Below are 25,080 nucleotides of genomic sequence, written 5' to 3' on the forward strand. Positions count from 1 at the left end.
GGCGTATTCGCTGGCGTAGCGGATGGCCTCATTCACCACCGCCTCATCAGGCTGTTCCGGCAGCGCCTGTGTGACGGAACGACCTGACATGTCGCAGGTCAGTTCAGTGAGTTGCTGGCGCGGCAGCACCTTCATCACATCCTCCGGGGTGCAGTACATTTACGCCCCCCACATCACCTTCAGGGAGGCTCCGGCAGCTGCCGCCGCCGTCACAGCCACACCGACGCGGGCCGGTGAGCCGGTGGCCTCCAGCGGAATGACGCAGCCGTTTTCATCTGACTGCAGAGGCTCACCGGCAGTAATGGCAGCGCCCGCCACAGCCGCCAGAATCCCCGCCACATTGACCGGTGTGGCATCACCGGCGACCGCATCCACTTCGGCGATACCAAATGCCAGCGCCCCTTTACCACAGGGGGCACCGTCATACCCCACCAGGTGTTGCTGTTTCAGCGTACCGGTGGCCACCACGGTGGTGGTCAGAAGAACCTGTTGCGTTGTCATAATTACGCCCCCTTCAGGTTGGTCATGATGTAACCCGCGTCACTGCCCACCACCGCCATCTTGTAGATATCGGTGTAGCGTGAGTAGGTGATTTTGCCGCCCTCGCCGGGGTAAGTGTCGGCAATCGGCATACCGTTTAACTGGAAGGTGTAACCAAACGACGGCTCGTTCTCGTCGCCGTTGTCACCCGCGTTCTGCGGCCCGGAGACGTAATACAGCATCAGGTTATCCTTCCAGATATCGACGGTCTTCGCCTTCGCATCCTTTTTATCGTTATCCTCAAGCCGTACCGGATAGCCGATAACGATATTTTCAATCTCGAAAATATCTTTCATCAGCTCAATGGTGATGCGCTTGTGCTCGTTGGCACCCATCACTTTCTGCAGGGCCGGATGGAAACGCAGTAGCGGAAGAACGGAGGCCCCCATCACCATCAGGTTCGGGCGCAGGCCGATGGCGTCACGCACCACATCCATACCTGCTGATATATCACGCACCGGGTCACCCTTACCGTCTTTCCAGCTGTCGGCGGCAGTAAACTTACGCACGGAGTCTTTCAGGTACAGCGAGGTGTTCTGCGCCATTGCCGCTGCCGCCACCTCCTGGCTTAACAGGATGCCGTTACGGGCGCGTTTGATGGCCTTGGCCTGCTCGTTGAACATCGATTCATGCTGTTCGCGGTAGTCCACCGGAACGGCCAGATCGTGTTCATCCAGTACGATATCCATCGTGCCGGTCTTTTCGCGGGTGGCGACGTTACTTTTGCCACCCACAGCGCGCAGGGTCTCATACGTGGCGAACACCCCCTTACCAAAGGTCGGTACCTTCGCGCCTTCCTTTTTCATCCCGACGCGCGGGAAGATAAACTGGCTGATGAACGCCGCATTTTTATAGCCACGCGCCACACTGGTTAATACCGGGTCAGCAACGCGCTTGCCTTTTAAGTAGTCAGACATGGTCTCTCCTTACATCAGGCGGGCAACTGCCGCTTCGTAGGTAATGTTTTCAGCCTTCGCCAGCGCCACCGCTTTGGTGTGCAGCTCAAGACGGGACGGGTCAGCTTCGGCGAACTCAGCCGGAATGGCGCTGCGGTCGGTCCTGTCAGTGGTCGCCACCTCGCCAAAGTCAAGCAACGGCCGGGCCTTCTGCATCTGTGCCTTAAACGCCTCAACCAGTGGTTGCTCGCTGCCGTTCTCACTGAAGCTGACCGGCGATTCACCACTGCCGAGTGCATCCAGCACGGCAACCACAAGACCTTTTCCGGCAGGTGCCAGACGCGCATCACTGACCAGGCTGTCCGCAAACGCCACATTGGCGTTATGACGCTCAGTGGCCACGCGCTGCGCTTCGGCTTTATTGCGCTCATCAAGCTGGCGTTTCAGGTCGGCATTTTCCTGCTCCAGCTTCACCTGTAACTCTTTATCCACGGCGGTATCCTCCGGTGGTGTGGGGGCCTGATGTTCAGGCCTGGGTTGAATAATCCCGTCTGCCGGTATCCCGGCAGGATCAGAAAATGCGGGGGCGGCTTCGGTTGTGGCGGTACGGGCGGCATCATCCCGCAGGCTGTCAATCATGTAGTCCGGCACCACGCTGTCGGCCTTTTCCAGCCCGAACTGGCTGATGATGAAATCCCGGATGCGCGAGAACAGCGATGCTGTGGTCTGCAGACTCCAGTCAGCAAACTCAACAACCCCTTCCTCATCTTCTGCAAAGGACACGGGCTTTAATCCCTTGATGGCGGGCGGCTGCGCACCGAGAAAACCGACATGGCGCAGGTAATATTTGCCCGGTGTCGGATTGCCGGGTGAATCCGGGCAGTAAAAGGAGGCTGACACCTTGCTGTAACGACGGTTTTTAACCAGTTCAGCAAACTGTGGATCGATATCGCGTGGCTCCGCCTTGAGACCGTCACGGTCTTTTTTAACCGCACTGACCCAGGCATAAGACGGCGCATCGGTTTTCGGGTGCCCGACAACAACCGGCGCTTCATGCAGGGCCGGGTTGTAGTTCTGCGCAATCTCGTTTAAGTCGGCGTCGCTGAAATTAATGCGCCGCCCGTGCATATCGGTATGTGTACCGGCGCGAAAAATATGGATCAGGTTCATGAGTGACTCCCGTTGTTTTGGTCACGATAACGGGAGGGTGTGGCGATGACTTTTAAAGCACTTTAAAGAAGGGCACCGGAGAGAAATGCAGGACGCCGGAGGGGAAATGCCATCAGGGACAGACGGTCACCCCGCAGGATCGTCAGGAAGCCGGTCATAATCGGTCATAAGACACCTGACAGGAAAAAGCCATACGATGACGCACTGAAACCGCTCAGGCGCGTATAACCCCTTACAGGGCGTCTCACGGACGCGCGGCATTCTGCAGATATTTCAGCGCACTGTCGAGCAGTTTCTGCTCCACGCCGTCCTGCAGGGTACCGTCCGTGTTCACCGGCAGATACGGACGCGCCGGATAGTCTGCCGTGTGGTCGCGGGCCGTCTGCGCGAAGTTGCTGTGCACTTTTTTCACGAAGCGACTGCCGACCGTGCCGTCCTTACCCTGTTTAAAGTACACCTCCCGGTTCCTGCGCTCAACCCTGCCGCCCAGCTGGTGAATCCGGGCATATTCCACATTCGTCCCGATAACGGCGCTGTGGGCGTCATAGTCCGTGGTGATACTGCGGCGCAGGTGTCCTGTGTCGGAGAGTGTCATCCCGTCCCGCTTCTGTGCTGCCAGCGACGGCACCCATGGCGGGCGACCTTCTTCCTCAAAATTAACGGCGGTTTCGGTCGCCAGCGTCCCGGCAATGGCCCGCATCAGCGGCGTCATATCCGTTCCGGCAGCGGCGAGGCCTTTCAGCGCCAGCCGCAGCGGACCGTCCTTCACGGTAAGCTGCATCATGTTCTGTTTCACTGCAGGCCTCCTGTGTTCCCCAGCTCACGCTGCGCAAGAGCGGCCAGTGTGCCACCGTATTTTGCAAGGTCAGGGCGGTATCCCCGACCGGGATTATACGACCAGCCCACGTCCGGACTGATGATAATGCTGCTGTTATTGATGATGTCACGCATCCGGTATGTGGTCACCGGCTGCATTTCACCGGTCTTCTCACTGACCAGCCGCAGTGTCTGTCCGAGCGCGCCGGTACTGTCCCGGATCTGCAGTCCGCGCAGGGTGACCTCCGCCTGCGTCAGGGCAATCACGCTGCACCGGCAGCGCCAGCCGTTCGGCGGGTAAAACGCATCCCAGAACGGATCGTCGCAGCGAAACACCAGACCATGCATCGCCAGATGGGTTTTGCGGGTATGGCTGTCCCGGATGGCGACATACATCCAGTAAGGCCGCTCTCCGGCGTTCTCCCGCTGTTCCGCCCATCGACCGGCACTGTAAAGCGTGTCCATATTGGTGCGAAAGATGGTCTCCAGCCGCCACGGGCTGCCCTGCTGCACCTCCTCCTCTTCGCCAGTGACCGGGTTGACGGCAGTGGTTTTTCCCCACCATCCCTTCGCTTTCAGCACCGGTGTCAGCTCTTTCGCAAACCATTTTCCCGTTTTTCCCTCCGCCAGCGCCTGCTCCAGCGCCCGGCGGATATCCTCCAGAATATCCATACGGGTAAGTTTTGCCACGGTAAAGGCTTTCGCGTGAGCGTCCTGCCACATGTCCTCCCAGTCCCAGGTGATGTTGTATCCCTTGTTTTTCAGGTACGCGATGGCGCGTTCCGGAGGGAGACCGAACAGTGCGGCCATGTCCTGGTTATTCAGTGGTTGCATGGAGACGCCCCATAATTTTTGCCACAAACATCACGCGGGCAAGCCGCTCCGTCAGCCCGTCGGCGTCCATCTGTGGGTACAGTTCAGCAAGCTGCCCCATCAGCTCCGACGGTGAGAGGCCGTCGCTGACTGCGTCAAGCAGGGGGTTCAGCATCACCGTCAGTTCCCGCGTCATGACGCCGGTCTGCAGCAGCTGATCCAGCGCCTTATCCAGTTCATCCTGCGCGGCAAAATCGCGTTGCGCGGCACTTTCAGCAAAGGCCAGCGACACAGGAAGGCGTGCGCCAGCCGTGTCCGGCAGCAGCGGCATTCCCTGACGCGGCAGCAGGTCGCCCGGCTGCAGGCCGTACTCCCGCTGGTAATACTGCTCACTGAAAAAGCCCGCCGTCTGCGACAGTGTCAGGTCCCGCTTCGCCTGAGTATCATCGATGGTCTCCTGCTCCCACAGGTTCCAGACCGGCACCGGCACATCGCCGAAGTTCAGCTCCACAGCCCAACGCAGTACCTGGTTGATGGCCCCCGTCACGATGGCGGCGTCGCCGTCGCGGATATCATCCGTTACCTCAAGCCCGGCCTGCGCCGAGGCTTTGTTGGCATCAGCCTCCGTGGTCTGGTTCTGCCCCAGCAGCGCGATGGAGATTTCCGCGCGGGCCATGGCGATCATCTGCTGAAAAATACCGCTGGAGCCCGCCTTACCCATGGCCTCCTTAATTTCCACCGAACTGTCATCCGGGATGACGGCCACCGCGTCCTGGACCATCTTTTCCAGTGCATCCATCAGTTCATCAATACTGCCTTCGTTCTGACCGGATTTGTGTTTACCCACCACCCATGGCGTGGCGTACTTCTCGACAAAGGTCATCCAGAACTTCCAGCCGTGCTTTTTAAAGAGTGCAGGCCAGAAGCACATCGACAGGTCAGGAAAACCGTAGGGATTGTCGTAAGTCGCATCCTGTGCCGGGCAGATAAACTTATATTCCGGCAGCAGAATACCCTCAGCCGGACCGTTGTTCCCCCGGAATCGCAACCGGTTATCGGTATCAAAGGTGAACCACTCCGGCGGCTTGGTGACAACATTACGGATAACAAAATGCCCGTTATCCTTCTCCCACATCAGCTCCGCTGGCTGGTAACCAAAGAGCGGCGCATCCAGCAGACCGCCGATAATGGCGTCCATATCCCAGGAGGCCATCATCGCTTTTAAGAACTCACAGACCGGCGTGTCGGTGTCACCTTCATTGAATCCGCGCTCCAGCGATTTTACTGCCGACTTACGACGACGAATGGCCCCACCGACCACAGGATCAGAGCGCATGTCACGGTAGGCACGAATATCCTGGCCTGTGGCCTTAAGTATCGGATCGGGATTAGGCAGCATACCGAGGAAAGATCCAAATCCCCAGGCGGTGTTACCGCGCGAGGCAATCTCATCGGTCAGGCGGCGCTTGTCGCGCTCGGCAAAGCTGACGAACTGCGTCGGTGAGACATAAATACCCCTGGCCATCAGTACCCCCTCAGAATACCCGGTACGCGACGCGCACCGCGTGAATACACCCGCGTCGGCCCGGTGTCGGTTCCGGCGGCGTTCAGCGCCAGAAAGCATGCCCACGTCCGGTCGGCGTGACCGGCGGCATCGCTTTCCGCCACGAAACGCGGCTGACCCGTTGGCCCGGAAACCTTCTGCAGCCTGTGCAGGTCACTTCTGAGCGCAGTATCCCCCATAGGAATACGCAGCTTCCGGTCCTCAAATGCCTCCTTGCCCCTTGTTGCCAGCGTCAGCTTGTTCGCCGGGGTGAATATCACCCCTTCCACACGGGACTCCCCGTGACGCCGCTTCGCATCCTCCACCGGCTTCTCGCCCATCCCTGTCTGGTCCATACAACAGCGCAGCACGCGGTAACGAAAGAAGACATCATCGAGCAGCGCATCCTGTTCAGCGAAGGTCGCACGTTTACGGGTGATAATCTCCCTCACCCAGAACACATCGCCGACCTGCTCGATGACCCAAATCACAAACAGGTCGTGACGAATACCGATATCCACACCCACATAACAGGGGCCGCCGGTATAGTGTTCCGGCAGGCCCGCCATATCATGCTCGACGCCATCAATCAGTTCGTAGGACAGCCACGCACTGGCCTCATCCAGCCACTTCAGCTCAAACTCCTGCGCCCACGCATCATCATCATTAAGCGCCAGCCTCATCTCATCGATGTTACGTGGCAGACCGTCAGCCACCGCGCGGTAAATATCTACCGTGTGGCGCGACCAGACGGCGTCCAGCGCCTTATCGGTCATCAGCTCGTAGAACTTGTTGCCCTTGCCGTTAGGGGTGGAGGTAACGCGCAGTTTGTAGCCGTTGGAAATCACCGGGAACAGCGCCGTCCAGATTTTGCGGCTGTCGGCATGGAAACCAAACTCATCCAGAAAGACGTTGGCCGCAAAGCCACGCGCGGTATCAGGGTTGGCAGGCAGCGCAGTGATACGGGAGCCGCCCGGCAGAACCGCTTCCAGCATGGTGTAGCGTTCGCCACTGGCGCCGTGGTAGTAACTTTCCACTTCCTGAGCCACCATGCTGTATGCCTGACAGTGTTTTTTAACCCCTTCCTCCATAGCCTCTTTTGCCTGACGCTCCCCGCGCGACAGTATGACCCAGCGGGTACGTCCGCCGGAGGCTTCCACCTCAAAGCAGTCGTCAACCAGCTCAAGCGTGGTGGTGAAGGTTTTCCCCGTCTGGCGGGCAAACATGCCAATCTTGAAGCGGGCGCGGTCAAGGAACCATGCCTGCTGATAAGGGTACAGACGAACGGCGGCACTCATGACACGATCCCGTAAATCTGCTCGCGAACCAGCTTCAGCGTCTCAAGGCTCAGACGACCATCGCCGCCTTTGGCCTGACGCTCCAGTTCATCCATTTTTGCATCCAGCCTGTCACGCACATCCAGCTGGAACTTTTTCAGGCTCACGGAGGCGCGTGTCAGGGTGGCGATGTTTTTTGAGGCGATAGCCAGCAGTTTTGCGCGCTTCTCGTTTTCTTTTGGATCATCACCTTCAACAGCTTTCAGGCGCATCAGGATATCAATTAACTCGGTCTGGATAAGCGCCATCAGGCCACCGGAGCGGTCGTCACCGTCGTCAGACGCTTCACGGGCCATCAGCCGTGCCGCCTCGGTGGCTGCACGTACCCGCGCCAGCTGCTGTTCCATTTTGTAGCCAAAGCGCTGCAGACTGGAACGGGTGATCACAAATCCCTTATCCTTCAGCAGGGCTTCAAGCTCGGCATAGCCGGTGAAGTTGCGCTCGGTCAGCGCACGCTCCAGCCAGCGTCGGACGTCCTGCGGCAACACATCAAGTGAACTTTTGCGTCCCATGATTATTCACTCCAGTATTTGTCCGGACGGGCAATACCCGGCTCACAGGGGATGGTGTATTCCACAAGGTCAATGCCGACGCGGGTCAGGTCAGCAAACCACATGCCGCTGGGCTGTTTTGTTATTTCAGTCAGACGCCGGTCACTCAGGTAATCCAGCTCCTGACGCACTTCCAGTTTTGTGGCGTCCGGGAAAATAGAACGGGCAACATCAAACAGCAACTGCTCACTGGTGGTGTACGGGCGTGACTTGTTGAGCGCAACCAGCAGGCTCCAGCGCAGGGACTCGCGACGAACGCGGATGATATCAGTCATATTAACCTCTCAGATTCTGACGGCTCTGAACGTTGTCGAGCTTTTCGTAGACGGCGTCGAGCTTGGCTTCAATCACCGTCTGCCCACGTATGTAGTCCTCACGGCGAACGTAGTCGACAGGCAGCCGGGCTTTAAACTCCAGAAACTCACGCTCCAGATCGTTCCAGCGTGAGGCGGTCTCCTTCATGGTCTGCTCCAGCGACCGAAAACGGGCCACCTGACGCTCTTCGGCATTGCTGAACAGCCATTTCGCCAGACCACAGACGGCCCCGATAAAGGAAATCAGGAACCCGACCAGCGTCCAGAACTCCACCTGTATGGTCATTGATGTAATCCTTCTGTGTAATCCAGCAGGCTGTTCACCTGCTCACGCCAGACGCGGCACTGCCGGGCATTGTCGGTGACGTTGGCGAGGACGTCGGCCTGACTGACGCCTGAGTCGCGTAACCGGGCGAGAGCGGTATCAGTGGTTCCGGTCGCCTGGCCAGCGCTGGCGGAACCGGCGGCAGCGGACATTCCACCGTCACCGGCGCTGGCCCCGATAGCGGCGTTGTACTGCTGCACGAAACCGCGAGTAAACACGCACTTAATGGGATGATGTTTGCCTTTCTCATCCACCCAGTGACGGGTAACGTCCGCAATCTGTTTTTTAAGGTCAGCATTTTCACGCTCCAGCTGTTGTTTTTTCGCCTGAAAATCCGCGTCCGCCTGGTGAGCGGCGGCAACCTGTGCGTTATAGCGAGCCACGACAGACCGCAGCGCTTCATTCTGCTGTTCAGCACTCTCGCGTCTGTACGTATCAAACTGCGACTGCAGCTGTGCCAGCGCTTTATCACCGTCACGCTGCGCATCAAGATGTCCGCTGGCGTATCCCTTAACCCACACCCATCCGAGGAGCACCGCCACAACCAGCAGTAACAGCAGGTCACCCCACGGAATACGCTTCAGCCATTTAGCCCACACAGCTTGCTCCTCCCCATGACAGGTAACGCGGAGCCAGTTCGCGCAGAATGCGCTGCGGGTAGTGACGGTTCTCCCGCCAGCTAGCCACACCGCGCCCGGCATTCACCGTTTCCACCGCGCCAAACCATCGCGTATCATCAAGCCCGCGCGAACGTGCCAGCCTGCGGTCACGGTTCACCCAGCCTAAACCCCCGTTGTAGGCCGACAGCGTCATTGCCATACGTTCGCAGCCGTCAGGAACGACCACGCGCTGCCACAGCCAGCGGTCATAGCTGACCAGTGCCCGGATGGCCCAGCCGGGGTTATACGGTTCACGCGTGGTCAGATGCGGCATCAGCCCGGCAATCCAGTCAGCGGTCGATGGCATAAACTGCGCCAGCCCCTGCGCGCCAACCGGCGAACGGGCAGCAGGATTCCAGCCGGACTCCTGATGCAGCTGCGCGGCGAAGTCGGCGACCGGGGCATTCAGCCCCCAGTCCACGCGGGCAGAACGGATCACATCGCTGCGGTATTTGAGGGCAGCGGTCGGTGGTTCAGCGGCGTTCGCCTGCGAGAAGAATCCGCCGCACCAGAGCAGCCAGGCGGTAATCAGCGTGGCAATCAGGGTTGCCAGAAGATCAAGAGCGTCATTCTCTTTTCTGTTGGTTTTTACCAGTGCCACCCCCAGCCCCATCAGGGCCAGCGCACACCAGACAATTTGCGGCCAGTGAAAAATCATCGTCATAACCCCATCGCCACAGCCAGACACACCGCCGCGACAATGATGGCGCGACGAATCAGGGAGGCCGCAAAGACCAGATGACAACCGACTTCAACCGGGTAGCGCCCGATATCCATCAATTGCGGAACGTGGCGCTGAAACTGCCCCGGACGGGCTTTAGGGAACAGCGAACGGTCAAGCCAGTACCCCAGCACGGCGGCGAGCGAAATGAGTGAGAGCTTGTAAATCACCACCGGCAGCTGCTGCGGTGATACCACCGCAATCACCAGAAACATCACGGCAGCAGCAACCAGCCAGCCCCACAGGCGCGGGCGTGGTGCAGTAGCCACAAAACGGGAAAGGCGTTTGAGTTTTTTCATTGGATGCGTCTCCTTGAATGATGGAGACAGCATTGCAAAGCGGGATTTAAAGTGCCTTTAAAGGGCTTTAATAGTGACAGTAAATACCGGCGTGCAGGATGGAGGTGAACTTATCAGAAGAGGATAACGCGATGACGAAGACATTAAACCCCACCATCACTGTTACCGTATCAGGCCCGACAGGCTCAGGCAAAAGCCGCGTACTGGCTGTGATTGCGGATGTACTGAAGCTCATCCACAGCGACTGTATTATTGACGCGCCTGACGTGAAAGTGGAAAAGGAAATGTGCGGAGATGATCATACCGCCTGGCACAAGCCACGCAGCGGCACCCTCTTTAAGCTGGAAGAGATAAATCACCCCATCAACACAGGGCGCTGCATTGCCACCCCGATAACAGTTGAAGACCTGCACGACCGCCCGGTTCCGGTACCTGTCCAGGCGCTGATGAGCAAGCTCGGCATCTCGTTTGAAGCGTATCAGGAAACCGATCTGCAGCCGGTTGTTGACCTGGTGAACTGGGCATTGACAACACCTGCCATCCCGGAGCAAAAGCAACGATCAGACAGGCAACATGATCAACGGACAATACCATTCACCCCGGAAGAGACGGTTCGCAGGGTTACCGAACTGGTCGATCAGCAAATAAAGGGAAGTATTGACCCTGTCACTGCCCGCGCAATCTGGTACAACGTAACAAAGGATGGAGACGTTGCACGTCTGGCAAACCACCTGGCCTTTGCGCTTAACTGCGCGGTTGGCCGATGCCATCATAAAATTATGGCAAGAGGTATCAACACACACGGTATACCTGAAGCCCTCCCGGAACAGGAGCGCCAGGCTGAAAAAATATCGGATATCTATATCAGCGTCATGTCACAACTCTATGGCAAAACCGATATGGTCCGGGCATATAAATTCTGGCGAAAAATACTGGAAGAGATGAAAGACGATAAATCACTGCTGGTTGAAATACTGATTCAGGTGATTGCCGACATAAACAATCAGCAGGATATGGCGCAATAACTCAATACTTTTTGAGAATGTCAGTCATAACTCTTGGGTGACCACTACGAACAGGGATATCTGGTCGCCCGTTTAAATACACCCCCTTGTCATGCCCGCACGCCGGGCACTCACAAAAACCCACATCATTAATTCTGAGTACCTGTTTTTTATGCGTGGAATCCCAGCAGGTCTGACACAGGTAATGTAATTTTTCCTCATCGTCAGTAATAAACCGGTAGGCCCAGAACCCTGCCTTTTTACTTAGCAGATGCAACTCGTACTGGCTAATCTCATTAACTTCAGACTCCAGTACACTTTTTTCCTGTAGTAGTTGCATGTACTTTTCATACAAATCAACATACTGTTCCTGAGCACGGGTTATTTTGTCCAATAAGGCAATCTTCACCTCGGCCAGCTTTTGTTCATCCCGGAGACTGATTGCATCAGCCAGCATGGCTTTAATTTCTGAGTGCATATTCAGATTCATTTTAAAGTCCCTTACATTAAAAAGAGCGACCTGCCGGGAGGTGCCTAAACCATCGGCAGGCCATCAACCCACAGCGCATACCTGTGAGTCAACCAGGGCTCTTCCGTTCCCGAAAGAACAGGAACAGCCTACCGTCAGCAGGCGACATTTTTCAACTATTGAAAAGAAGTTACAGTAAAGGAAATGACAGGCTTTGCCATGCATGACATGAAGGGCGTCGAGCGCCAGACCGGCGCTGAAACTGGAATTATCATCAGGAACTTTTGATACAACCACTGACCGTTCGCGGCCTTATTTTAGACTGGAAATAAGATCACCCTCCTGGCTCGAACCACGCATAGCGGCCCGGATAACAATCTAAATTTCCTCCTCGTTTTGATCTTTCATTTTCTTGCGCTGTGTGAAATCAATCACATTGATATCAGGTTCCTTTGATTCCTGTTCATGCTTCCGGTCTGACGAGTGTTCCGGCGGCCCACGGGTAAGCCTGTCGAAAGTCGGGGCAATAAATGGCTCATCGCGCAGTCTCAGACGAACAAAACTAGCCTGTTTCTCGTTTCTTATTCGAAACCCTTGTAAGGGTATAACGGGCGGCATCACGAGCTTCCTCGCTACCCTCTCGATACTCAGCAAGCATCTCGGCTTCATCGGCGTTTTTCACAGTTCCATATTCAGCCGCTTCTGGGACAACATAACTTCCAGTCAGAATAAATGTCACATCAACACCTGCTGACGCCAGTAACGAAAGCTTATCTAGAGGGACATTACCTTTTTCCATCCAGTTATAGATGGTAGCTCGCGAGATACCAGTGACCCTTGATACAACTAACGGCCCCACGCGCTTTAACTCAGAAACCAAGCGATCATGCAACCCATCTAAAATATTTGACATTTACTTGACCTGTCTAAAATATTGGACAATAATAATCACACATAACAAAACATAATCACACATAAAAGGAGACAATCATGACACCAGAACAAGTCAGAAGCCTCTTTCGCCAGCAAGGCAAAACCGTTACCAGTTGGGCACGGGAACATAACTTTAACCGCAATCAGGTTTACCAAGTACTTAACGGTCAGACTAAAGCCCGATACGGAAAATCGTTCGAGATTGCTGTTGCACTCGGCCTCAAATCTAGCAATGCCACAACCTGAATATTGTAACAGCATTTCAAATACTGAAAAGCGAGAGGCCATGTGATGAACGAAAAATCCAACTCCATCACCATTACACGCGCTATCCGCGTGATGAAAGCCCTCAAGGGGCACTCTCTTAATGGTTTGTCAAACAAAGAACTGGCTAAAGCGCTGGGTGAGTCACCTGCCAATATCACCCGCACCCTGAGTACGCTGGTAAGTGAAGGTATGGCGCAGCGCCTTGAATCAGGTCGTTATGCACCTGGTATGCAGCTCCTTTACATCGCCCAAGCTTTCTCTAACGAGATGGCCGCAGGTCAGGCCCGTATCGCAGAACTCAACCAGCGCGTACTGGCTGGCAGTCACAATTAACGGAGGCAAATAGATGGCACGCAAACCTGCCCCCCTTCAGGTTATTGATCCTATTGACGGTGATATACCCGACAACTTGAACGTAGAACTCAATGAAATAGCACGGCATCGCATGGCGATCATGGAGCAATTTGGTGAGGGGCTTCCCTATGAACGCACCAGAATAATTCATGAAGCTAAGTTCTACATGGCGCAGAGCGCTGAAGCCATGCTGGAAGCGGGAAAGCGCCTTGTAATTCTGAAAGAAAATGAACCTCATGGCGATTTTATCGAAATAGTTGAATCGCAGTTGTCACTATCTAAGCGAACTGCTCAGGTCATGATGCAAGCATCACTCAAATATTTATCACCCAAACTTGAGTCAAAAGCGCAAGCGCTTGCGCTTTTGGGGAAAACAAAATTATTTGAGTTAATGACTGAAAATGACGAAGAGTTAGCTGCACTTGCAGATGGCGGCACTATCGCTGACCTGACGTTAGATGATATCGATCGAATGACGACTCGCGAACTCCGTAAAGCCCTGCGCGAGTCCAAAGAAGATCTCGCTGCCAGCCGTAAACTAAATGCCGAGAAAAGTCAGGAAATCAACGAATTAAAAGAAACCAGATTCCGTACCGTTGACCCTGACGGCGTCATTCAGAAGTGGATACATGATTTCGGCGAAGAGCACGAAAAGTTTCTGCGCACCTTTATCAGCACAGTGCCTTTCTTTTTCCAGAAACTTGAGGACGACTACAACACGCGTGGTGTCAGCCATATGGGCCTGATGGCCGGACTTCTCCACGATATTGAACGTGAGATTGCCAGCGTGCGTGCGCAGTTTGACATTCCTGAGTTAGTCAAACCAGACACCTCCTGGAAGGATGGCCCCAGCGAGGAGGACGAGAACTTTGAGATGCCGGAACTGAAAACCACCACCCGCTCACTGGAGTCCAGCGATGATGACTAACCATCCTGATTTAACGGCAAATCTGGATACACCAGAACGTAACCGCCTGATGCGCTTTACCTGCGGCGTACAGACCGCTCAACACCAGGCGAACCGCGCACTGGAGTTTGCACAGGAAGGCCAGTGGCTGCTGGCGATGGAATTTCTGAACGTCTGTTCACGCACTGTTGACGGCCTGAAATGCGTCGCGCGGGAAGTGCCATCAACTGTCAATGAGGAGAAGCAATCATGATTAACGAACCTGTAATCAAACTCCGCCGCACTCCGGTACAGCAGGCGCAGCGTGATGAGTTCCTGAAAGCCGCTTATGCAGCCCGTGCATGGCTTAACGACATCATCTGTAATGCGGAGAAGGACGACTGGTCTGAGGTGGAATGTTTACTCCCTCTTGTGGACAGCATCTACAGGAAGATGGAAGACACCCTGCCCACAGACCGCGCCGAACCACGGGGTAAATAACCATGAGCGCCATCCAGAACGAAACACTCGTTGATATCGCCAGAGCGGCGCGGATGGCACCCCATGGTCAGAAGGGGGCCATCTACGACGCCGCCTGCCAGAAATACGGTATCACCAGACAAACGTTACTGCGCAAACTGGGTGAGGTTGCGGGTAAAAAACCCCGCAAGACCCGCAGCGATAAAGGGAAAACCTGTATCACCATGACCGACATGAAATACATCGCAGGCTCCATTATTCAGGCCACACGCCAGAATAACAAACGCAACCTCAGCATCTCGCAGGCGGCTGAAGAACTGCGTGATGCGGGAATGGTGGTGGCTTCACGTCTGGATAAAGAGACCGGAGAGCTGATACCGGTTCACCCTGACACCGTCAGGCGCGCACTGAGCCGGGCGCAGATGCACCCGAAGCAGTTAAAGCAGCCTGCGCCGTCCGTGCAGCTGCGCAGCAAGTATGCCAACCATGTATGGGAAATGGACGCCTCCATGTGCGTGCTGTACTACCTGAAAAAGCCAAAGAAATCGAAAGCACAGCAGGCAGCGCCAACCAACCTGTACATGATGTACGAGGACGAGTTCAACAAGAACAAGCCACGTAACGCCGAGCGTGTCACCGATTACCGCGTCTGGTCGTTTGAAATCACCGACCACAACAGCGGCTGGATCTACGTGGAATACCGTTTCGGCGGTGAGAAAGCCGAGCACTACGCCGACGTGCTGATTAACGCCATGCAGGAACGCGGCGGCGCTGATGTGCTGCATGGCGTGCCGGAAGTGCTTTTTACTGACCCCGGCTCGGCACTGATTGCGACATCGTTCGGCAACATGTGCCGGGCGCTGGGCATCCGCATGATTCAGCACAAGGCCCGCAACGCCCGCGCCACCGGTTCGGTGGAAAAGGCGCGTGACATTATCGAGCGCCGTTTTGAGTCACTACTGAGCTTTGAAGGGATTACTGACCTTGACGATCTGAACGCCCGCGCCCGCGTCTGGCGCATGAAGTTCAATCGCACCGTTGTACACAGCCGCCACAAACAGACCCGCACCGCGCGCTGGCTGGAAAGTGTGAACGGTCATCTGGTGAAAGCGCCATCGGTGGAGCTGTGCCGCGAAGCCGCAATGCGCGCGCCGGAATCCCGCAAAGTGGGAAGCGATATGCATATCAGCTTTAACGGCCAGCAGTACAACGTGGCGCGTCTGGTGGCAATGGATCTGGTCTGTATCGGCGATACCGTGCAGGTAACGCGCAACCTGTTTAACCCGAATGCCGTTTATATCGTCATGAAAGGTGAGGATGGCTGGGACAAATTCTATGAATGCCTGGTGGCAGACGTCATTGAGGGGGACTTCTTCCGCGTGGATTCCTGCGTGATTGGTGAAGAATACCGCGCCCTGCCTGAGACGAAGGCGCAGAAGAACCTTAAAGAAGTGGAAATGTTGATCGCGGACTCCGCCACGCCGGTGAAGCCGGAAGATATCCGCAAGTCAAAGACGCTGCCCTTTGGTGGCAGGTTTAAGCCGCTGACGGCGCTCGATAACGAGTACCACCCTGACTATATACCGGTTAAGGGCGAGGACTCCCCGCTGACGCGCCGCCAGCTGGATATTCCGCCGATGAGCCACGTCAAAGCGGCCATGGCACTACGCACAAGATTTGAGGCGCTGCGGCGCGAGTGGAACCCCACCCATTATCAGTACCTGGTGGATCACTACCCTGATGGTGTTCAGGAAGAACAACTGGACGCCATCATGCAGGAACTGCTGGCCATGAGCGACAGCGTCGTGGTCAGCCTGGCGGCAGGCAAATAATGCCTTCCTTTATATATACACCCATGAGGACAACACCATGATCGAAGTGGATGAATTTGACCTTGCAACCATCCGCGACTTTATCGGCCAGAGCTGGACTGACTTTGTCGCATTTAATGAAGACCGTTCTGATGACGGCATCACGGAAGCCGAACGTCTCTATAAAGCTATCGGTGGCGAAGAGTAATCACGCCGTTTCTTTCCTTTATATGCATAAGAGGAGAATCACCTATGACACAGCAGACCCACCCCCTCGCGATCGCCGTTAAACGCGCAGTGCGCCATGACCTGACGGTGCGCTTCCGGGACAAGAGCTACAACCTGCGCGGCATACCGGGCCTTGTCAGCGGCATGACCGTCACCATCACACACTATGACTGGTATCCGCGCGACAGCCTGATTGTAAATGTCACGCGCAAAAGCGGAGTGGAAAGCCGCTGGCGGGTTATGAGTGTTGATACGCCACAGGCCGCGGCCTGAGAGGACTTAACGATGTTGCTGCTGAAACAACAACTGAGACACCTGCACATCAGCCTGGCGGAAGCTGCCAGTGAAACTGGCATTTCCAAGCCTGCGATAGTGGAGCTGGTAAACCACGGGCGGTGGCCGCGTCGTAACCCCGAACAACTCAGGAAGCGGATCACTGAACTGCTTACACGTCACGACGTGGACGCCACCCACAGTTTTGATGAGGTCAGGCCGCAGGCAACAGCCGTTACTCAGGTACAACAGACAACAGAAGAGGACAGCATGTTACTCAAAAAACAGACGTTAAGCCAGAAGGCGAAAAAAGCCTTTAAATTATTCACCAACCCATTTGACGACACCGCCGTCCAGAGCGCCGCCGATATGTTTGTGACGCCGGATTTACGCTATGTGCGCGAGGTGATGTTCCAGACGGCCACACACGGCGGCATGCTGGCACTGTGGGGGGAATCCGGCTCCGGCAAATCCACCCTGCGCCGTGACCTGATTGAACGCCTGCACCGTGAAAGCAGCGGTACGGTGGTTATCGAACCCTACGTACTGGCGATGGAGGATAACGATCGCACCGGCAAAACCCTGAAATCTGCCAGCATCGCCGAGGCCATTCTGCGCGCGGTCGCACCGGGAGAACGCCCGAAACAATCGCCTGAAGCCCGGTTTGCACAGGTGCACGCGGCCCTCAAAGCCAGCTATGACAGTTCTCAGTGTGGTCACGTGCTGATTATTGAAGAGGCGCACTCGCTGCCGGTGCCAACCCTGAAACACCTCAAGCGCTTTCTGGAGCTGGAACATGGCTTTAAGCGCCTGCTTTCCATCATCCTGATTGGTCAGCAGGAGCTGCGCGACAAACTCAGTGAGCGCAATGCCTCGGTGCGCGAGGTCGTCCAGCGCTGCGAGATGATCCACCTGACAGCGCTGGATAATGATCTTGAAGCCTTTCTGGCATTTAAGTTCGAACGGGCGGGCTGCGATGTTAACGGGGTTATCGACGAAAGTGGCGTGCAGATGATTCGCCAGAAGATGACTGTCAAAGTCGGCAGAAACCCGAAAACCGGCAGTGATATTACCGCCAGCAACCTGTATCCGCTGGCTATCGGCAACCTGATGATTGCAGCCATGAATGAGGCCGCAGAGCTGGGTGTGCCGGTGGTTAACGGAGAAATTATTAAAAACCTCAATACACACATCCGTTAAGGAGGAAATATGTCAGACGTAAAACGTTATAAAATCACCTGGAGCGCACACCAGGACGCACCTGTATTAACCGTGGAGATTGATCATTCCATTTGTACCGATAAATTACTGCACCAGATTAATAACTTCTTTATTAACGCAGAAGACCGTTATCTGAACAGTGACTGTGACATTACCACTACGGTATTAAAAATGCTGGCAGCAGCCTGCTTTACTGAACAGACAGGCCCGACCGGTGACTGGAATGCACAGGGACTTATCGCCCTGTTTGAAGACGGTAATATGGAAGGCTGGCCACCGATGGACGGCAGTGAAGGTATTAAAATACTGAACTGTGATACTCCAGATGTATGTTACGACGACATGGAAGTGGAAGAGGTATTGTGATGCGCAGCCGCTTAATTATTAACTGCGACAACAAACGTACTCAGGAGCAGATTTCACAGGTGGGTACTGCCATTGCACAACTTACCGCGATGGGATTTACCGCTGACCGTGTTGAAATGGACGGCTATCAACGACCCGATATTCGCGTGCATTACGACAACCGCTGTCGTCAGGCTCAGGAACGGGGACAGGCGGTACGTTATGGCACCGGCAATGATGACCGGGGTAATTATGAATGGTGGCAGATTCAGGTGAATAACTGCCGCGTAACGTGGGAGGTTCGGTAATGAGCGATACAGTAAAAGTTGTTATACAGGCAGAAGCCACCGCCAGATTCAGTAAAATAGTGGAGATGGAAAAGGCGGATTACGATAAATACCTGCAGATTTGCGAGGAATGGTCATCTACCCGTGAAGTTGACGAACAGATAAAAGAAATCGCCTTTAAATATGATTTTTATGGTGACGGCGAAGATATTGAAGATATTAATGAACCCGAAAACATAGAGTTCGAAGTAATTAAATAACCCCACTTAAAGGTAATTAAAAATGGCGAAGAAAGTTTCGCGGCTTAAAGCTGCGGCGGCATCCTACATGCCGCAATCCAGAGAACAGGTTATTTCCGATATTAAAGAGATTGGTGATATCCAGCGCAAACTGACCCGTATGGAGACCCTGAAAAATGACCAGATAGCCGCCATCACCAGTAAGTACACGCCGGACACGGAGGCATTAAACACCAAACTGGAACTGCTGAAAAAAGGCGTCCAGTCCTGGTGTGAAGTCAACCGTGATGATCTGACCAATAACGGCAAGACCAAGACGGTGAAGTTCACAACCGGCGAAGTGTCATGGCGTACCAATCCACTGTCCGTAAATATCAAAGGTGCCAAAGCGGTACTGGAGGAATTAATAAAGCGTAAGTGGGACCAGTTCATTACCCGCAAAACCGACATCAATAAAGCAGCTATCAATGATGCCCTTAAAGCTGATGAGGATGCAGAAGTCGGAAAAATAAAAGGGATTATCGTTAATAAAGATACCGAGACATTTTCCATTGCGCCCTTTGAGCAGGAGCTCGACTGATGAAATTCGACATTATTCAACACCTGCGAAAAAAGGCCGAGAAAGATATTAACCGCGCCATGCGCGCTGCTGAGTCCGGCAACGCCCCTGAAGCAGCAAAGTTATTCATGCGCGCAGGCGTGACACTGATAACACTGGGACGCGGACTGGAGAACGAAATCAATGGCAACAAAACAGAAATACACTAATCGTGTGAAAGCGACCATCTGGAATAAAAACCTGCGCATGGATATCGCAGGCTCTATTCCAGGAGTGACCATCGCCGCGTTTGAAATGATTAACACCACCGAGGGTAAAGAGCGAGCGCTGGCACAAATGCAGCTACACCTTGAGAAATGCAAAGAACGGGAGTCTGATCATGCTGAAGATTAACTTCTCTCGCATCAGATCTCGTCTTTGCTTCGAATTACAGGCATTCAAAAAGGCCATTCGTGATGTACTGCCTGAGATGGTCAAGGTACTGGGCAATTGCTTACTGTTTTTCTGGTACGCCTTTTTTATCGGGACCGGATTAACGCTGGGCTTTTTCTTCATATTAGGTTTGATGCGGGGGTAATCATGAAAGCAGTACATTTCAAAAAATCAGTTGAGCTTACAAATCAAAGCAAGCTGGAAAGTACCATTGAAACAATGTTGAGAAACTTCAATCATCGTACAGATAGCGCAATGAAAGTGATCGGAAGAACGCCGGAGGAAGTCATTACCATAACGATCTACAGCCGTAACGGATTTGAATTTAAATTCAACCAGCGTATTGAAGATATTGATGGCCGGAATATTTGTTTATCCATTATCAGACCTCCCTGTTTTTCTACATGCTGATAATTAATGAGAGGGTATTATGATCGATAAAAAGAAAGTCAGTGCAAAGGTGGCGTATGGCCTTTTAGCTATTCAGGAGCTTTGCCAGTGCCAGTCACTTACGGACAAGGCGTTTGTGCTTGAAATCGCTCTTTATGGTATTTCGGAAGCACTGGCGGGAGGTGTGGGGTTTGAGGAAACAGAACAACTACTGGCCGGTGTACAGCGGCACCTGAAAAACAATCGCGCACAAATAGAAAACGCGGTTATGGAAATGATGAAACCTGCGAAATTCAGACACTAATTAAGATAAACAGGAAATACAATGAACAAGCTTTCTTTACTCACCCCAAGTGTTATTGACAGGGTTATGTTTGACGTTAATAACGCATATAACTGTTCCGCATTATTATTAATGTATGCTCAAAAATACAGAAAAGATAAAGACTATGGTTCAGCAGAAAGCTTCACTGAGGCGAATGAAAATGTTACCGGTTTGCGAAGCCTGATTACAAAGCAAGCCAGTGAGATAGCTTATTTAAATTCTTTGTTAAACCGTCAAACACCAGGCGATGATAGCTATGGCTCCAGTAAAAAAATGTCATACTTGACAGAGGAGTCGATGCTTCATGAGCTGGAGAGTTACAACGACAGTTCATTCCTAAGCAACGTAATCAATTATTATGTCGGACATGTAAACTCAGAAGAGGAACAAATTTCTTTATCGCTTGCCGCATCAAGTATCACGCAATTGTACGTAATCGCTCAGGTTTTTGCCGATGAAATAGTCCGTCTGCGTTTCCGTCTTTCATACTGTCCGCTATGTGCCGATAGTGATGAAAATGATGTATTGCACGCAAAGCTTTGTGAAGGCATTACTACAAGTATGATGCGCGTCCATTACGATTATGAACAAAGCGACGGAGTAGAAAATAAGGTTTATATTCCCAGAGGTCTACACCCTGATACGGTATACCTGGTAATAGATACCGCTGACGCCATGGCGGAAAAACTGTACAAAGCACAGGAGAAACACGGTTATACCAACGGCTGGCGCGTACCTGTTGAGGGTGAAGAAACTGGCGATGGTCGTAACTTCTGGACGCGCGAAGAATGTCTGCAGGCGTTATTCCACCACCTGGAAAAAGGCGACCCCATCGACTGCATTAATTATCTGGCATTTATGCAGGCTAACGGCTGGCGTACAGAATTACCGGCACAGGGGCACAGCAATGAAAGATGATAAAGAAAAGGTCATCCGACGCCTTAAAAAGCTGATGGCGCTGACCGGTTCATCTAATGCCAATGAAGCCTCCGCCGCACTGGCACGCGCGCAGAAGCTGGCCGACGCTCACGGCATTACTCAGGACGATATCGAACTCAGCGATATTAATGAATCCATCTGCGATTACTGGCCCGTTGGGGCCAGTAATCCCCCGCGTTATATGGCGTACCTGCTGCAGGTTATAAAGGATGCGTTTGGGGTGGATTGTATTCTGCTGGGTGGTAATGGCGTCAGCTTTTACGGCTTATATAACCGCCCTCAATTGGCGGGCTACACCTTTGAGGTATTAGGCCGCCAGTTAATTAAAGCCCGCAAGGACTTTATTAAAACCCAGAATAAACGCATTAAAACCAGCACTAAAACCGCTCGCGGCGATAAATTCGCCGAGGGCTGGATTATTGCTGTGCTGAATAAAATTGAGAAGCTGGCCAGAACCGCCCATGAGGTTGAGCTGGCTGAACGCTGGCTGGAGAAGAAATACACCCGTGTCACGCGCAAGGCTCGTCAGTCAGGTAAGACCCGCGATAACGATAGCGCCCTGAATAACGGTTACCGCGAAGGCAGACAGGCCAGTCTTCATCATCCAGTTAACGGGCAGGAACAGGCAAAATTAGGAATCTCATCATGAATAATATCGGACTATCACCAGCCCGTATTCAGGAAATAGCGGACCTGAATACCCGGCTTGAACATATCCAGAAATGCGCTGCTGTTACCTTTACAGGCGAAACAGTTATGCATCATTCACTGGTTGCAGAAATCATCCGGGCAATGACTGACCTGGCTGCACCATGTCTGGAACTGGCGCAGCAGAAGCCCACAGCCTTTACTGACAGTGACGAACTGGCAGAAATGAATGCCTGTTCGCATGCCTCAATGTTCAATCCTGAATGGTGCAGCACACAGCCAGGTTCTCGCTGGCAACCACTTTACGCCATGCCGTTCCCGGCCTTCATGTTGATTAACCGTCTGCAGATTGCACTGGCCCGAATGCTGACCATGCACGAGATGGTCATGAACAAAACCAACATTAAAGCCAGCTTTTATGACGCCGACTGCATACGGGAAATGAACGAGGCTCCGATACAGGCCCGACGCGTACTTCTGGATATAAAGGATGGTGCTGCATGAAAACAAACAGAACCAGACTCATCCAGTTTATTCATATCGCCAAAAGCCAGCTGGGGATTGATAACGATACCTATCGTCAGATGCTTCTGTCCATTACTGGCGAGACATCAACCAGCGTTATGAATCCCGGCCAGCTCAATAAAGTTCTGGCCGCCATGAAGAAGAAAGGGTTCAAAGTAAAACCCGCCAGCAAGGCGCGCACAACGCGCTCACTGGCGGATTCTCCACAGGCAAGAAAGCTGCGGGCGCTGTGGCTGGAGATGTACGCTCAGGGCTTTGTACGCGACAGCTCGGAAGAGGCCCTGTGTCGGTGGGTTAAGCGGGAAACCGGCGTTGACGGACTGCAATGGCTGGAGCCGGAACTGGCCAGCGATGCCATTGAGAGGCTCAAGAACTGGCAGGAACGGGAACTGAAAAAATTACGGGGTGCAACGTGAGCATCACTACACAGGAAAAATTAATGGGCGGCATCCGGGAGGCCGCCTTCTCCGTCCTTTCCCGGAACGGCTTTCCGGCTGCAGTTGCCAATACAATCAGCGTAGCCATCGTCAGGCAACTCACTTTCGCCTGGGAGGGAAATACCATCTACATAACCAAAACGCCAGACCATGAAGTTATGCGACGCAATCAACGCATCTTCGATGAGTTTAAGGGGAATAACCACGACGCGTTAGCCGAAAAATTTGGGGTGTCCATCCAGTGGGTATACAGCATTGTTAAGGATATGAGAGATGATTATATAAAGCGTCACCAGCCGGATATGTTCAGCAACGATGAACCCGACAACAGCGATATCAGTGATTTTATTCGGGAACAATTTAAAACCCTCGGTGACATCATGGACCATTCGGCGTACTGCCTGCGACAGTATATTCCAGATATCGATGAAAGCGAGGCGCTGGCCATTGGCAGGGAGATAGCCTACCTGACATCAGAACTTCGCAAGGGGCAATCAGCGAACATCAAGAAAGAGAGAAATGTTTCTGATGAGGCGCAGGCTGATATGTTCGGTGATGGATAAGTTAAAGTGGTTTAAAGGTGTCGACGCTGACAGGCTGGCAATATGAAAGCACGGTGGATTTTCCAGCGTGCTTTTGTTTAACTACGGAGTAAATGCTATGGGTAACCTCTACGAAGATACATTTTTAAGCAACAGCGAAGTGACGCTGACGGCACGGTCCATCATCAAAGAACATCTGCATGCCATGTCAGTTGGTCAGGCTTGCCGGGTACTCGCGCAGACAGAACTACTTCTCAAATCTGCAACGAGGATTGACTGCACCAGTGAGTTGTTTCAGAAGGCCGATGAAGTGCTTAGCGCTGCGTGTTCTGTAGAACCACGAGTTAACCAGGACTCCAGACCGACTGAATGCGCAGATTATTTTAAGACCTGGAGCCCTCCGAGGGGGTGGGCGGTTCGTACAGCCTCATACGCTTGATTTCAATAAGAAGCTCACCAAGATGAAGCGCCGCGCCAGTCTCACCAACAATCTGGTAGCGGTGTTCTGCTTGCTCCAGTTGAATAATGAGATCAGACAGATCCAGGGATTTATTTGACTGTAGTGCTCTGACTAAGGCAATGTAGGCAGCAAACAAGGCAAGTTGCTTCTCATCGGTGGGTGTGAATTTTTTCATGGTCGTTTTCCTCGGTATCATTTGGTCATCATGACCAGATTTATTATTTCTGAGTGCGGAGGTGAAAACTAGCTGAAATGTGTTTCACATACTGAAAACTAATTACAGTAATCTATTCGACAGGATTCGTCAGAACCCACTCCGAATCGTTATTTATCTCACGTCTCTCTTTCAAATATCTCACGTCTGATCAGGATAGCGTCCAGCGTTCGTCCTGCTGACACAGCAATAACTGCTGTCGGGCGCTGACGCCTTTTTCGTTACACCAGAAGGCAATATCGAATAAATGTTGGTCGCCCTGAAAACGTAAACTGGCGAGGCCAAAAAGTGAGCGATACTCGCCCATCAACAACGAGGACTGTTTATCGCTATTATTACAAGGGTTAATAACCAACAATGAACAGTGATGAAAACGAGTCCATTTATTCATTTTTTCCAGCCATTTATGCAGGCTTTCTGACGTTATATTCCGCCACGTGTTATTTGCACAAATAAGAATGAAAAAGTAATGCGTCGGGTTAACAGAACAAAGCAAATCGTGGGGCAAAGAGTATAGCCCTTTTTCTGAATCCGGCATGGTAAATAAGCGGATTTTCTCCGGACCGTGAGATTCATCTAATTTGATTACTTTGCCAGGATCGCCTTCCATGCCGATGACGGCGACATTTGCATTCTCCGTTTGTGACGCAATCGTTTGATTCACCAGGCTGATGGCATCTTGCTGGCGATCGGCGTTAACCCACCAGACGCCGCCGGTTGGCATATGGCGCAGTTCATCCCATAATGATGAGATGCCGAGAGAAAATACGGGGTCCACAGTGTCCCTCATGTCACTATTTTAACTGTTTATCAGTTTACTAGCGAAAG

The 25,080-nt window shown here is 53.2% G+C and carries 41 protein-coding genes and 1 pseudogene; 24 read left to right on the forward strand and 18 right to left on the reverse strand.

The annotated features are described in order from the left end of the window. The 14 genes from HV477_RS29005 to HV477_RS12075 all read right to left on the reverse strand — a co-directional run. The coding region (locus HV477_RS29005) for a phage protein Gp36 family protein (protein WP_175064998.1) at positions 1 to 159 on the reverse strand (159 nt) is incomplete at its 3' end. Continuing rightward, positions 160 to 501, reverse strand: coding sequence for a capsid cement protein (locus HV477_RS12015; protein WP_217487779.1), 342 nt, complete (start codon positions 499 to 501; stop codon positions 160 to 162). 2 nt (positions 502 to 503) lie between these two features. Next, positions 504 to 1,457, reverse strand: coding sequence for a hypothetical protein (locus HV477_RS12020; protein WP_175065002.1), 954 nt, complete (start codon positions 1,455 to 1,457; stop codon positions 504 to 506). A 9-nt stretch (positions 1,458 to 1,466) separates the two neighbouring features. Then, positions 1,467 to 2,606: a peptidase gene (locus tag HV477_RS12025; protein WP_175065003.1), complete on the reverse strand. Its 1,140-nt coding sequence runs from the start codon at positions 2,604 to 2,606 to the stop codon at positions 1,467 to 1,469. 244 nt (positions 2,607 to 2,850) lie between these two features. After that, on the reverse strand, positions 2,851 to 3,402 hold the full coding sequence (locus HV477_RS12030) for a phage virion morphogenesis protein (protein ID WP_175065004.1): 552 nt from the start codon (positions 3,400 to 3,402) through the stop codon (positions 2,851 to 2,853). Then, positions 3,399 to 4,256, reverse strand: coding sequence for a phage minor head protein (locus HV477_RS12035; protein ID WP_254621657.1), 858 nt, complete (start codon positions 4,254 to 4,256; stop codon positions 3,399 to 3,401). The genes HV477_RS12030 and HV477_RS12035 overlap by 4 nt, the downstream gene beginning before the upstream one ends. Next, positions 4,240 to 5,760 carry a DUF935 domain-containing protein gene (locus HV477_RS12040; protein WP_175065005.1) on the reverse strand — a complete coding sequence of 507 codons (1,521 nt, stop codon included), beginning with the start codon at positions 5,758 to 5,760 and terminating at the stop codon, positions 4,240 to 4,242. Before HV477_RS12040 ends, HV477_RS12035 begins: the two co-directional genes overlap by 17 nt. Beyond that, the gene (locus HV477_RS12045) at positions 5,760 to 7,076 is read right to left on the reverse strand and encodes a terminase large subunit domain-containing protein (protein ID WP_175065006.1); all 1,317 of its coding nucleotides are present in this window, start codon (positions 7,074 to 7,076) and stop codon (positions 5,760 to 5,762) included. The genes HV477_RS12040 and HV477_RS12045 overlap by 1 nt, the downstream gene beginning before the upstream one ends. After that, a complete protein-coding gene (locus tag HV477_RS12050; protein WP_175065007.1) occupies positions 7,073 to 7,627 on the reverse strand; it encodes a DUF3486 family protein in 555 nt (184 codons plus the stop codon). The genes HV477_RS12045 and HV477_RS12050 overlap by 4 nt, the downstream gene beginning before the upstream one ends. A gap of 2 nt (positions 7,628 to 7,629) precedes the next feature. Continuing rightward, the gene (locus tag HV477_RS12055) at positions 7,630 to 7,941 is read right to left on the reverse strand and encodes a hypothetical protein (RefSeq protein WP_175065008.1); all 312 of its coding nucleotides are present in this window, start codon (positions 7,939 to 7,941) and stop codon (positions 7,630 to 7,632) included. A 1-nt stretch (position 7,942) separates the two neighbouring features. Then, a complete protein-coding gene (locus tag HV477_RS12060) occupies positions 7,943 to 8,266 on the reverse strand; it encodes a hypothetical protein (RefSeq protein ID WP_175065009.1) in 324 nt (107 codons plus the stop codon). Then, positions 8,263 to 8,904: a hypothetical protein gene (locus tag HV477_RS12065; protein WP_175065010.1), complete on the reverse strand. Its 642-nt coding sequence runs from the start codon at positions 8,902 to 8,904 to the stop codon at positions 8,263 to 8,265. The genes HV477_RS12060 and HV477_RS12065 overlap by 4 nt, the downstream gene beginning before the upstream one ends. After that, positions 8,894 to 9,622: a transglycosylase SLT domain-containing protein gene (locus tag HV477_RS12070; protein ID WP_175065044.1), complete on the reverse strand. Its 729-nt coding sequence runs from the start codon at positions 9,620 to 9,622 to the stop codon at positions 8,894 to 8,896. Before HV477_RS12070 ends, HV477_RS12065 begins: the two co-directional genes overlap by 11 nt. Positions 9,623 to 9,624: 2 nt before the next feature. After that, positions 9,625 to 9,984, reverse strand: coding sequence for a putative holin (locus tag HV477_RS12075; protein WP_175065011.1), 360 nt, complete (start codon positions 9,982 to 9,984; stop codon positions 9,625 to 9,627). A gap of 131 nt (positions 9,985 to 10,115) precedes the next feature. Here HV477_RS12075 and HV477_RS12080 point away from each other — a divergent pair, with 131 nt between their 5' ends. Beyond that, a complete protein-coding gene (locus HV477_RS12080) occupies positions 10,116 to 11,009 on the forward strand; it encodes a hypothetical protein (RefSeq protein ID WP_175065012.1) in 894 nt (297 codons plus the stop codon). A 1-nt stretch (position 11,010) separates the two neighbouring features. On the opposite strand, the gene HV477_RS12085 is transcribed toward HV477_RS12080, so the two are convergent. Then, a complete protein-coding gene (locus HV477_RS12085; RefSeq protein ID WP_175065013.1) occupies positions 11,011 to 11,478 on the reverse strand; it encodes a hypothetical protein in 468 nt (155 codons plus the stop codon). A gap of 541 nt (positions 11,479 to 12,019) precedes the next feature. Then, positions 12,020 to 12,370, reverse strand: coding sequence for an AlpA family transcriptional regulator (locus tag HV477_RS12090; protein ID WP_175065014.1), 351 nt, complete (start codon positions 12,368 to 12,370; stop codon positions 12,020 to 12,022). Between the two features lie 77 nt (positions 12,371 to 12,447). Here HV477_RS12090 and HV477_RS12095 point away from each other — a divergent pair, with 77 nt between their 5' ends. The 23 genes from HV477_RS12095 to HV477_RS12205 are packed head-to-tail and all read left to right on the forward strand — an operon-like array spanning position 12,448 to position 23,599. Then, a complete protein-coding gene (locus tag HV477_RS12095; RefSeq protein WP_175065015.1) occupies positions 12,448 to 12,636 on the forward strand; it encodes a DNA-binding protein in 189 nt (62 codons plus the stop codon). Positions 12,637 to 12,681: 45 nt separating this feature from the next. Next, positions 12,682 to 12,990 (forward strand): helix-turn-helix domain-containing protein, encoded by a 309-nt coding sequence (locus tag HV477_RS12100; RefSeq protein WP_175065016.1) that lies wholly within the window; start codon positions 12,682 to 12,684, stop codon positions 12,988 to 12,990. A gap of 13 nt (positions 12,991 to 13,003) precedes the next feature. Further along, positions 13,004 to 13,939 (forward strand): DUF3102 domain-containing protein, encoded by a 936-nt coding sequence (locus HV477_RS12105; protein ID WP_175065017.1) that lies wholly within the window; start codon positions 13,004 to 13,006, stop codon positions 13,937 to 13,939. After that, entirely contained in the window at positions 13,929 to 14,171 is a 243-nt protein-coding gene (locus HV477_RS12110; protein WP_175065018.1) for a hypothetical protein, read from the forward strand. The genes HV477_RS12105 and HV477_RS12110 overlap by 11 nt, the downstream gene beginning before the upstream one ends. Beyond that, the gene (locus HV477_RS12115; protein WP_175065019.1) at positions 14,168 to 14,398 is read left to right on the forward strand and encodes a hypothetical protein; all 231 of its coding nucleotides are present in this window, start codon (positions 14,168 to 14,170) and stop codon (positions 14,396 to 14,398) included. The genes HV477_RS12110 and HV477_RS12115 overlap by 4 nt, the downstream gene beginning before the upstream one ends. Before the next feature lie 2 nt (positions 14,399 to 14,400). Beyond that, positions 14,401 to 16,209 (forward strand): DDE-type integrase/transposase/recombinase, encoded by a 1,809-nt coding sequence (locus HV477_RS12120; RefSeq protein ID WP_175065020.1) that lies wholly within the window; start codon positions 14,401 to 14,403, stop codon positions 16,207 to 16,209. Between the two features lie 37 nt (positions 16,210 to 16,246). Continuing rightward, positions 16,247 to 16,396, forward strand: coding sequence for a hypothetical protein (locus HV477_RS12125; protein WP_175065021.1), 150 nt, complete (start codon positions 16,247 to 16,249; stop codon positions 16,394 to 16,396). 44 nt (positions 16,397 to 16,440) lie between these two features. Further along, positions 16,441 to 16,689, forward strand: coding sequence for a hypothetical protein (locus tag HV477_RS12130; protein ID WP_175065022.1), 249 nt, complete (start codon positions 16,441 to 16,443; stop codon positions 16,687 to 16,689). Positions 16,690 to 16,701: 12 nt separating this feature from the next. Further along, entirely contained in the window at positions 16,702 to 17,889 is a 1,188-nt protein-coding gene (locus tag HV477_RS12135) for an ExeA family protein (RefSeq protein ID WP_175065023.1), read from the forward strand. Between the two features lie 9 nt (positions 17,890 to 17,898). After that, a complete protein-coding gene (locus HV477_RS12140; protein WP_175065024.1) occupies positions 17,899 to 18,276 on the forward strand; it encodes a DUF2528 family protein in 378 nt (125 codons plus the stop codon). Next, positions 18,276 to 18,563 (forward strand): hypothetical protein, encoded by a 288-nt coding sequence (locus HV477_RS12145; RefSeq protein ID WP_175065025.1) that lies wholly within the window; start codon positions 18,276 to 18,278, stop codon positions 18,561 to 18,563. Before HV477_RS12140 ends, HV477_RS12145 begins: the two co-directional genes overlap by 1 nt. After that, positions 18,563 to 18,802, forward strand: coding sequence for a hypothetical protein (locus HV477_RS12150; RefSeq protein ID WP_175065026.1), 240 nt, complete (start codon positions 18,563 to 18,565; stop codon positions 18,800 to 18,802). Before HV477_RS12145 ends, HV477_RS12150 begins: the two co-directional genes overlap by 1 nt. Before the next feature lie 22 nt (positions 18,803 to 18,824). Further along, the gene (locus HV477_RS12155) at positions 18,825 to 19,361 is read left to right on the forward strand and encodes a host-nuclease inhibitor Gam family protein (RefSeq protein WP_175065027.1); all 537 of its coding nucleotides are present in this window, start codon (positions 18,825 to 18,827) and stop codon (positions 19,359 to 19,361) included. After that, a complete protein-coding gene (locus HV477_RS12160; protein ID WP_175065028.1) occupies positions 19,361 to 19,549 on the forward strand; it encodes a hypothetical protein in 189 nt (62 codons plus the stop codon). The genes HV477_RS12155 and HV477_RS12160 overlap by 1 nt, the downstream gene beginning before the upstream one ends. Continuing rightward, positions 19,524 to 19,733 carry a hypothetical protein gene (locus HV477_RS12165; RefSeq protein WP_175065029.1) on the forward strand — a complete coding sequence of 70 codons (210 nt, stop codon included), beginning with the start codon at positions 19,524 to 19,526 and terminating at the stop codon, positions 19,731 to 19,733. The genes HV477_RS12160 and HV477_RS12165 overlap by 26 nt, the downstream gene beginning before the upstream one ends. Next, positions 19,720 to 19,917, forward strand: a complete 198-nt coding sequence (locus HV477_RS12170; protein WP_175065030.1) for a hypothetical protein — start codon at positions 19,720 to 19,722, stop codon at positions 19,915 to 19,917. Before HV477_RS12165 ends, HV477_RS12170 begins: the two co-directional genes overlap by 14 nt. 2 nt (positions 19,918 to 19,919) lie before the next feature. After that, positions 19,920 to 20,183 (forward strand): hypothetical protein, encoded by a 264-nt coding sequence (locus tag HV477_RS12175; RefSeq protein ID WP_175065031.1) that lies wholly within the window; start codon positions 19,920 to 19,922, stop codon positions 20,181 to 20,183. A 19-nt stretch (positions 20,184 to 20,202) separates the two neighbouring features. Continuing rightward, positions 20,203 to 20,466: a hypothetical protein gene (locus HV477_RS12180; RefSeq protein WP_175065032.1), complete on the forward strand. Its 264-nt coding sequence runs from the start codon at positions 20,203 to 20,205 to the stop codon at positions 20,464 to 20,466. 21 nt (positions 20,467 to 20,487) lie between these two features. Then, positions 20,488 to 21,405 carry a hypothetical protein gene (locus HV477_RS12185; RefSeq protein ID WP_175065033.1) on the forward strand — a complete coding sequence of 306 codons (918 nt, stop codon included), beginning with the start codon at positions 20,488 to 20,490 and terminating at the stop codon, positions 21,403 to 21,405. After that, positions 21,395 to 22,075: a DUF2786 domain-containing protein gene (locus tag HV477_RS12190; RefSeq protein WP_175065034.1), complete on the forward strand. Its 681-nt coding sequence runs from the start codon at positions 21,395 to 21,397 to the stop codon at positions 22,073 to 22,075. The genes HV477_RS12185 and HV477_RS12190 overlap by 11 nt, the downstream gene beginning before the upstream one ends. Next, a complete protein-coding gene (locus tag HV477_RS12195; protein ID WP_175065035.1) occupies positions 22,072 to 22,578 on the forward strand; it encodes a hypothetical protein in 507 nt (168 codons plus the stop codon). Before HV477_RS12190 ends, HV477_RS12195 begins: the two co-directional genes overlap by 4 nt. Beyond that, positions 22,575 to 23,015: a gp16 family protein gene (locus HV477_RS12200; RefSeq protein WP_175065036.1), complete on the forward strand. Its 441-nt coding sequence runs from the start codon at positions 22,575 to 22,577 to the stop codon at positions 23,013 to 23,015. The genes HV477_RS12195 and HV477_RS12200 overlap by 4 nt, the downstream gene beginning before the upstream one ends. A gap of 23 nt (positions 23,016 to 23,038) precedes the next feature. Then, a complete protein-coding gene (locus tag HV477_RS12205; protein ID WP_175065037.1) occupies positions 23,039 to 23,599 on the forward strand; it encodes a Mor transcription activator family protein in 561 nt (186 codons plus the stop codon). Positions 23,600 to 23,961: 362 nt separating this feature from the next. Here HV477_RS12205 and HV477_RS12210 read toward each other — a convergent pair whose 3' ends face one another. Continuing rightward, positions 23,962 to 24,213, reverse strand: a complete 252-nt coding sequence (locus HV477_RS12210; RefSeq protein WP_175065038.1) for a hypothetical protein — start codon at positions 24,211 to 24,213, stop codon at positions 23,962 to 23,964. Between the two features lie 193 nt (positions 24,214 to 24,406). Then, positions 24,407 to 25,042, reverse strand: a pseudogene (locus HV477_RS12215) (BcsE family c-di-GMP-binding protein); the annotation flags it as partial. Positions 25,043 to 25,080 lie beyond the last annotated feature (38 nt).

The organism is Salmonella sp. SG203, assembly GCF_013350575.1.
Lineage (GTDB): Bacteria > Pseudomonadota > Gammaproteobacteria > Enterobacterales > Enterobacteriaceae > Salmonella > Salmonella enterica.

Coding starts and splice junctions, on each gene's coding strand:
- HV477_RS12085 (WP_175065013.1), bottom strand. CDS start 11,478: ATGAATCTGAATATGCACTCAGAAATTAAAGCCATGCTGGCTGATGCA.
- HV477_RS12115 (WP_175065019.1), top strand. CDS start 14,168: ATGATTAACGAACCTGTAATCAAACTCCGCCGCACTCCGGTACAGCAG.
- HV477_RS12070 (WP_175065044.1), bottom strand. CDS start 9,622: ATGATTTTTCACTGGCCGCAAATTGTCTGGTGTGCGCTGGCCCTGATG.
- HV477_RS12170 (WP_175065030.1), top strand. CDS start 19,720: ATGCTGAAGATTAACTTCTCTCGCATCAGATCTCGTCTTTGCTTCGAA.
- HV477_RS12155 (WP_175065027.1), top strand. CDS start 18,825: ATGGCGAAGAAAGTTTCGCGGCTTAAAGCTGCGGCGGCATCCTACATG.
- HV477_RS12210 (WP_175065038.1), bottom strand. CDS start 24,213: ATGAAAAAATTCACACCCACCGATGAGAAGCAACTTGCCTTGTTTGCT.
- HV477_RS12180 (WP_175065032.1), top strand. CDS start 20,203: ATGATCGATAAAAAGAAAGTCAGTGCAAAGGTGGCGTATGGCCTTTTA.
- HV477_RS12095 (WP_175065015.1), top strand. CDS start 12,448: ATGACACCAGAACAAGTCAGAAGCCTCTTTCGCCAGCAAGGCAAAACC.
- HV477_RS12060 (WP_175065009.1), bottom strand. CDS start 8,266: ATGACCATACAGGTGGAGTTCTGGACGCTGGTCGGGTTCCTGATTTCC.
- HV477_RS12200 (WP_175065036.1), top strand. CDS start 22,575: ATGAAAACAAACAGAACCAGACTCATCCAGTTTATTCATATCGCCAAA.
- HV477_RS12175 (WP_175065031.1), top strand. CDS start 19,920: ATGAAAGCAGTACATTTCAAAAAATCAGTTGAGCTTACAAATCAAAGC.
- HV477_RS12195 (WP_175065035.1), top strand. CDS start 22,072: ATGAATAATATCGGACTATCACCAGCCCGTATTCAGGAAATAGCGGAC.
- HV477_RS12135 (WP_175065023.1), top strand. CDS start 16,702: ATGTTGCTGCTGAAACAACAACTGAGACACCTGCACATCAGCCTGGCG.
- HV477_RS12205 (WP_175065037.1), top strand. CDS start 23,039: ATGGGCGGCATCCGGGAGGCCGCCTTCTCCGTCCTTTCCCGGAACGGC.
- HV477_RS12040 (WP_175065005.1), bottom strand. CDS start 5,760: ATGGCCAGGGGTATTTATGTCTCACCGACGCAGTTCGTCAGCTTTGCC.
- HV477_RS12045 (WP_175065006.1), bottom strand. CDS start 7,076: ATGAGTGCCGCCGTTCGTCTGTACCCTTATCAGCAGGCATGGTTCCTT.
- HV477_RS12105 (WP_175065017.1), top strand. CDS start 13,004: ATGGCACGCAAACCTGCCCCCCTTCAGGTTATTGATCCTATTGACGGT.
- HV477_RS12130 (WP_175065022.1), top strand. CDS start 16,441: ATGACACAGCAGACCCACCCCCTCGCGATCGCCGTTAAACGCGCAGTG.
- HV477_RS12025 (WP_175065003.1), bottom strand. CDS start 2,606: ATGAACCTGATCCATATTTTTCGCGCCGGTACACATACCGATATGCAC.
- HV477_RS12140 (WP_175065024.1), top strand. CDS start 17,899: ATGTCAGACGTAAAACGTTATAAAATCACCTGGAGCGCACACCAGGAC.
- HV477_RS12120 (WP_175065020.1), top strand. CDS start 14,401: ATGAGCGCCATCCAGAACGAAACACTCGTTGATATCGCCAGAGCGGCG.
- HV477_RS12150 (WP_175065026.1), top strand. CDS start 18,563: ATGAGCGATACAGTAAAAGTTGTTATACAGGCAGAAGCCACCGCCAGA.
- HV477_RS12020 (WP_175065002.1), bottom strand. CDS start 1,457: ATGTCTGACTACTTAAAAGGCAAGCGCGTTGCTGACCCGGTATTAACC.
- HV477_RS12190 (WP_175065034.1), top strand. CDS start 21,395: ATGAAAGATGATAAAGAAAAGGTCATCCGACGCCTTAAAAAGCTGATG.
- HV477_RS12125 (WP_175065021.1), top strand. CDS start 16,247: ATGATCGAAGTGGATGAATTTGACCTTGCAACCATCCGCGACTTTATC.
- HV477_RS12015 (WP_217487779.1), bottom strand. CDS start 501: ATGACAACGCAACAGGTTCTTCTGACCACCACCGTGGTGGCCACCGGT.
- HV477_RS12035 (WP_254621657.1), bottom strand. CDS start 4,256: ATGCAACCACTGAATAACCAGGACATGGCCGCACTGTTCGGTCTCCCT.
- HV477_RS12110 (WP_175065018.1), top strand. CDS start 13,929: ATGATGACTAACCATCCTGATTTAACGGCAAATCTGGATACACCAGAA.
- HV477_RS12100 (WP_175065016.1), top strand. CDS start 12,682: ATGAACGAAAAATCCAACTCCATCACCATTACACGCGCTATCCGCGTG.
- HV477_RS12185 (WP_175065033.1), top strand. CDS start 20,488: ATGAACAAGCTTTCTTTACTCACCCCAAGTGTTATTGACAGGGTTATG.
- HV477_RS12055 (WP_175065008.1), bottom strand. CDS start 7,941: ATGACTGATATCATCCGCGTTCGTCGCGAGTCCCTGCGCTGGAGCCTG.
- HV477_RS12050 (WP_175065007.1), bottom strand. CDS start 7,627: ATGGGACGCAAAAGTTCACTTGATGTGTTGCCGCAGGACGTCCGACGC.
- HV477_RS12160 (WP_175065028.1), top strand. CDS start 19,361: ATGAAATTCGACATTATTCAACACCTGCGAAAAAAGGCCGAGAAAGAT.
- HV477_RS12080 (WP_175065012.1), top strand. CDS start 10,116: ATGACGAAGACATTAAACCCCACCATCACTGTTACCGTATCAGGCCCG.
- HV477_RS12075 (WP_175065011.1), bottom strand. CDS start 9,984: ATGAAAAAACTCAAACGCCTTTCCCGTTTTGTGGCTACTGCACCACGC.
- HV477_RS12145 (WP_175065025.1), top strand. CDS start 18,276: ATGCGCAGCCGCTTAATTATTAACTGCGACAACAAACGTACTCAGGAG.
- HV477_RS12165 (WP_175065029.1), top strand. CDS start 19,524: ATGGCAACAAAACAGAAATACACTAATCGTGTGAAAGCGACCATCTGG.
- HV477_RS12090 (WP_175065014.1), bottom strand. CDS start 12,370: ATGTCAAATATTTTAGATGGGTTGCATGATCGCTTGGTTTCTGAGTTA.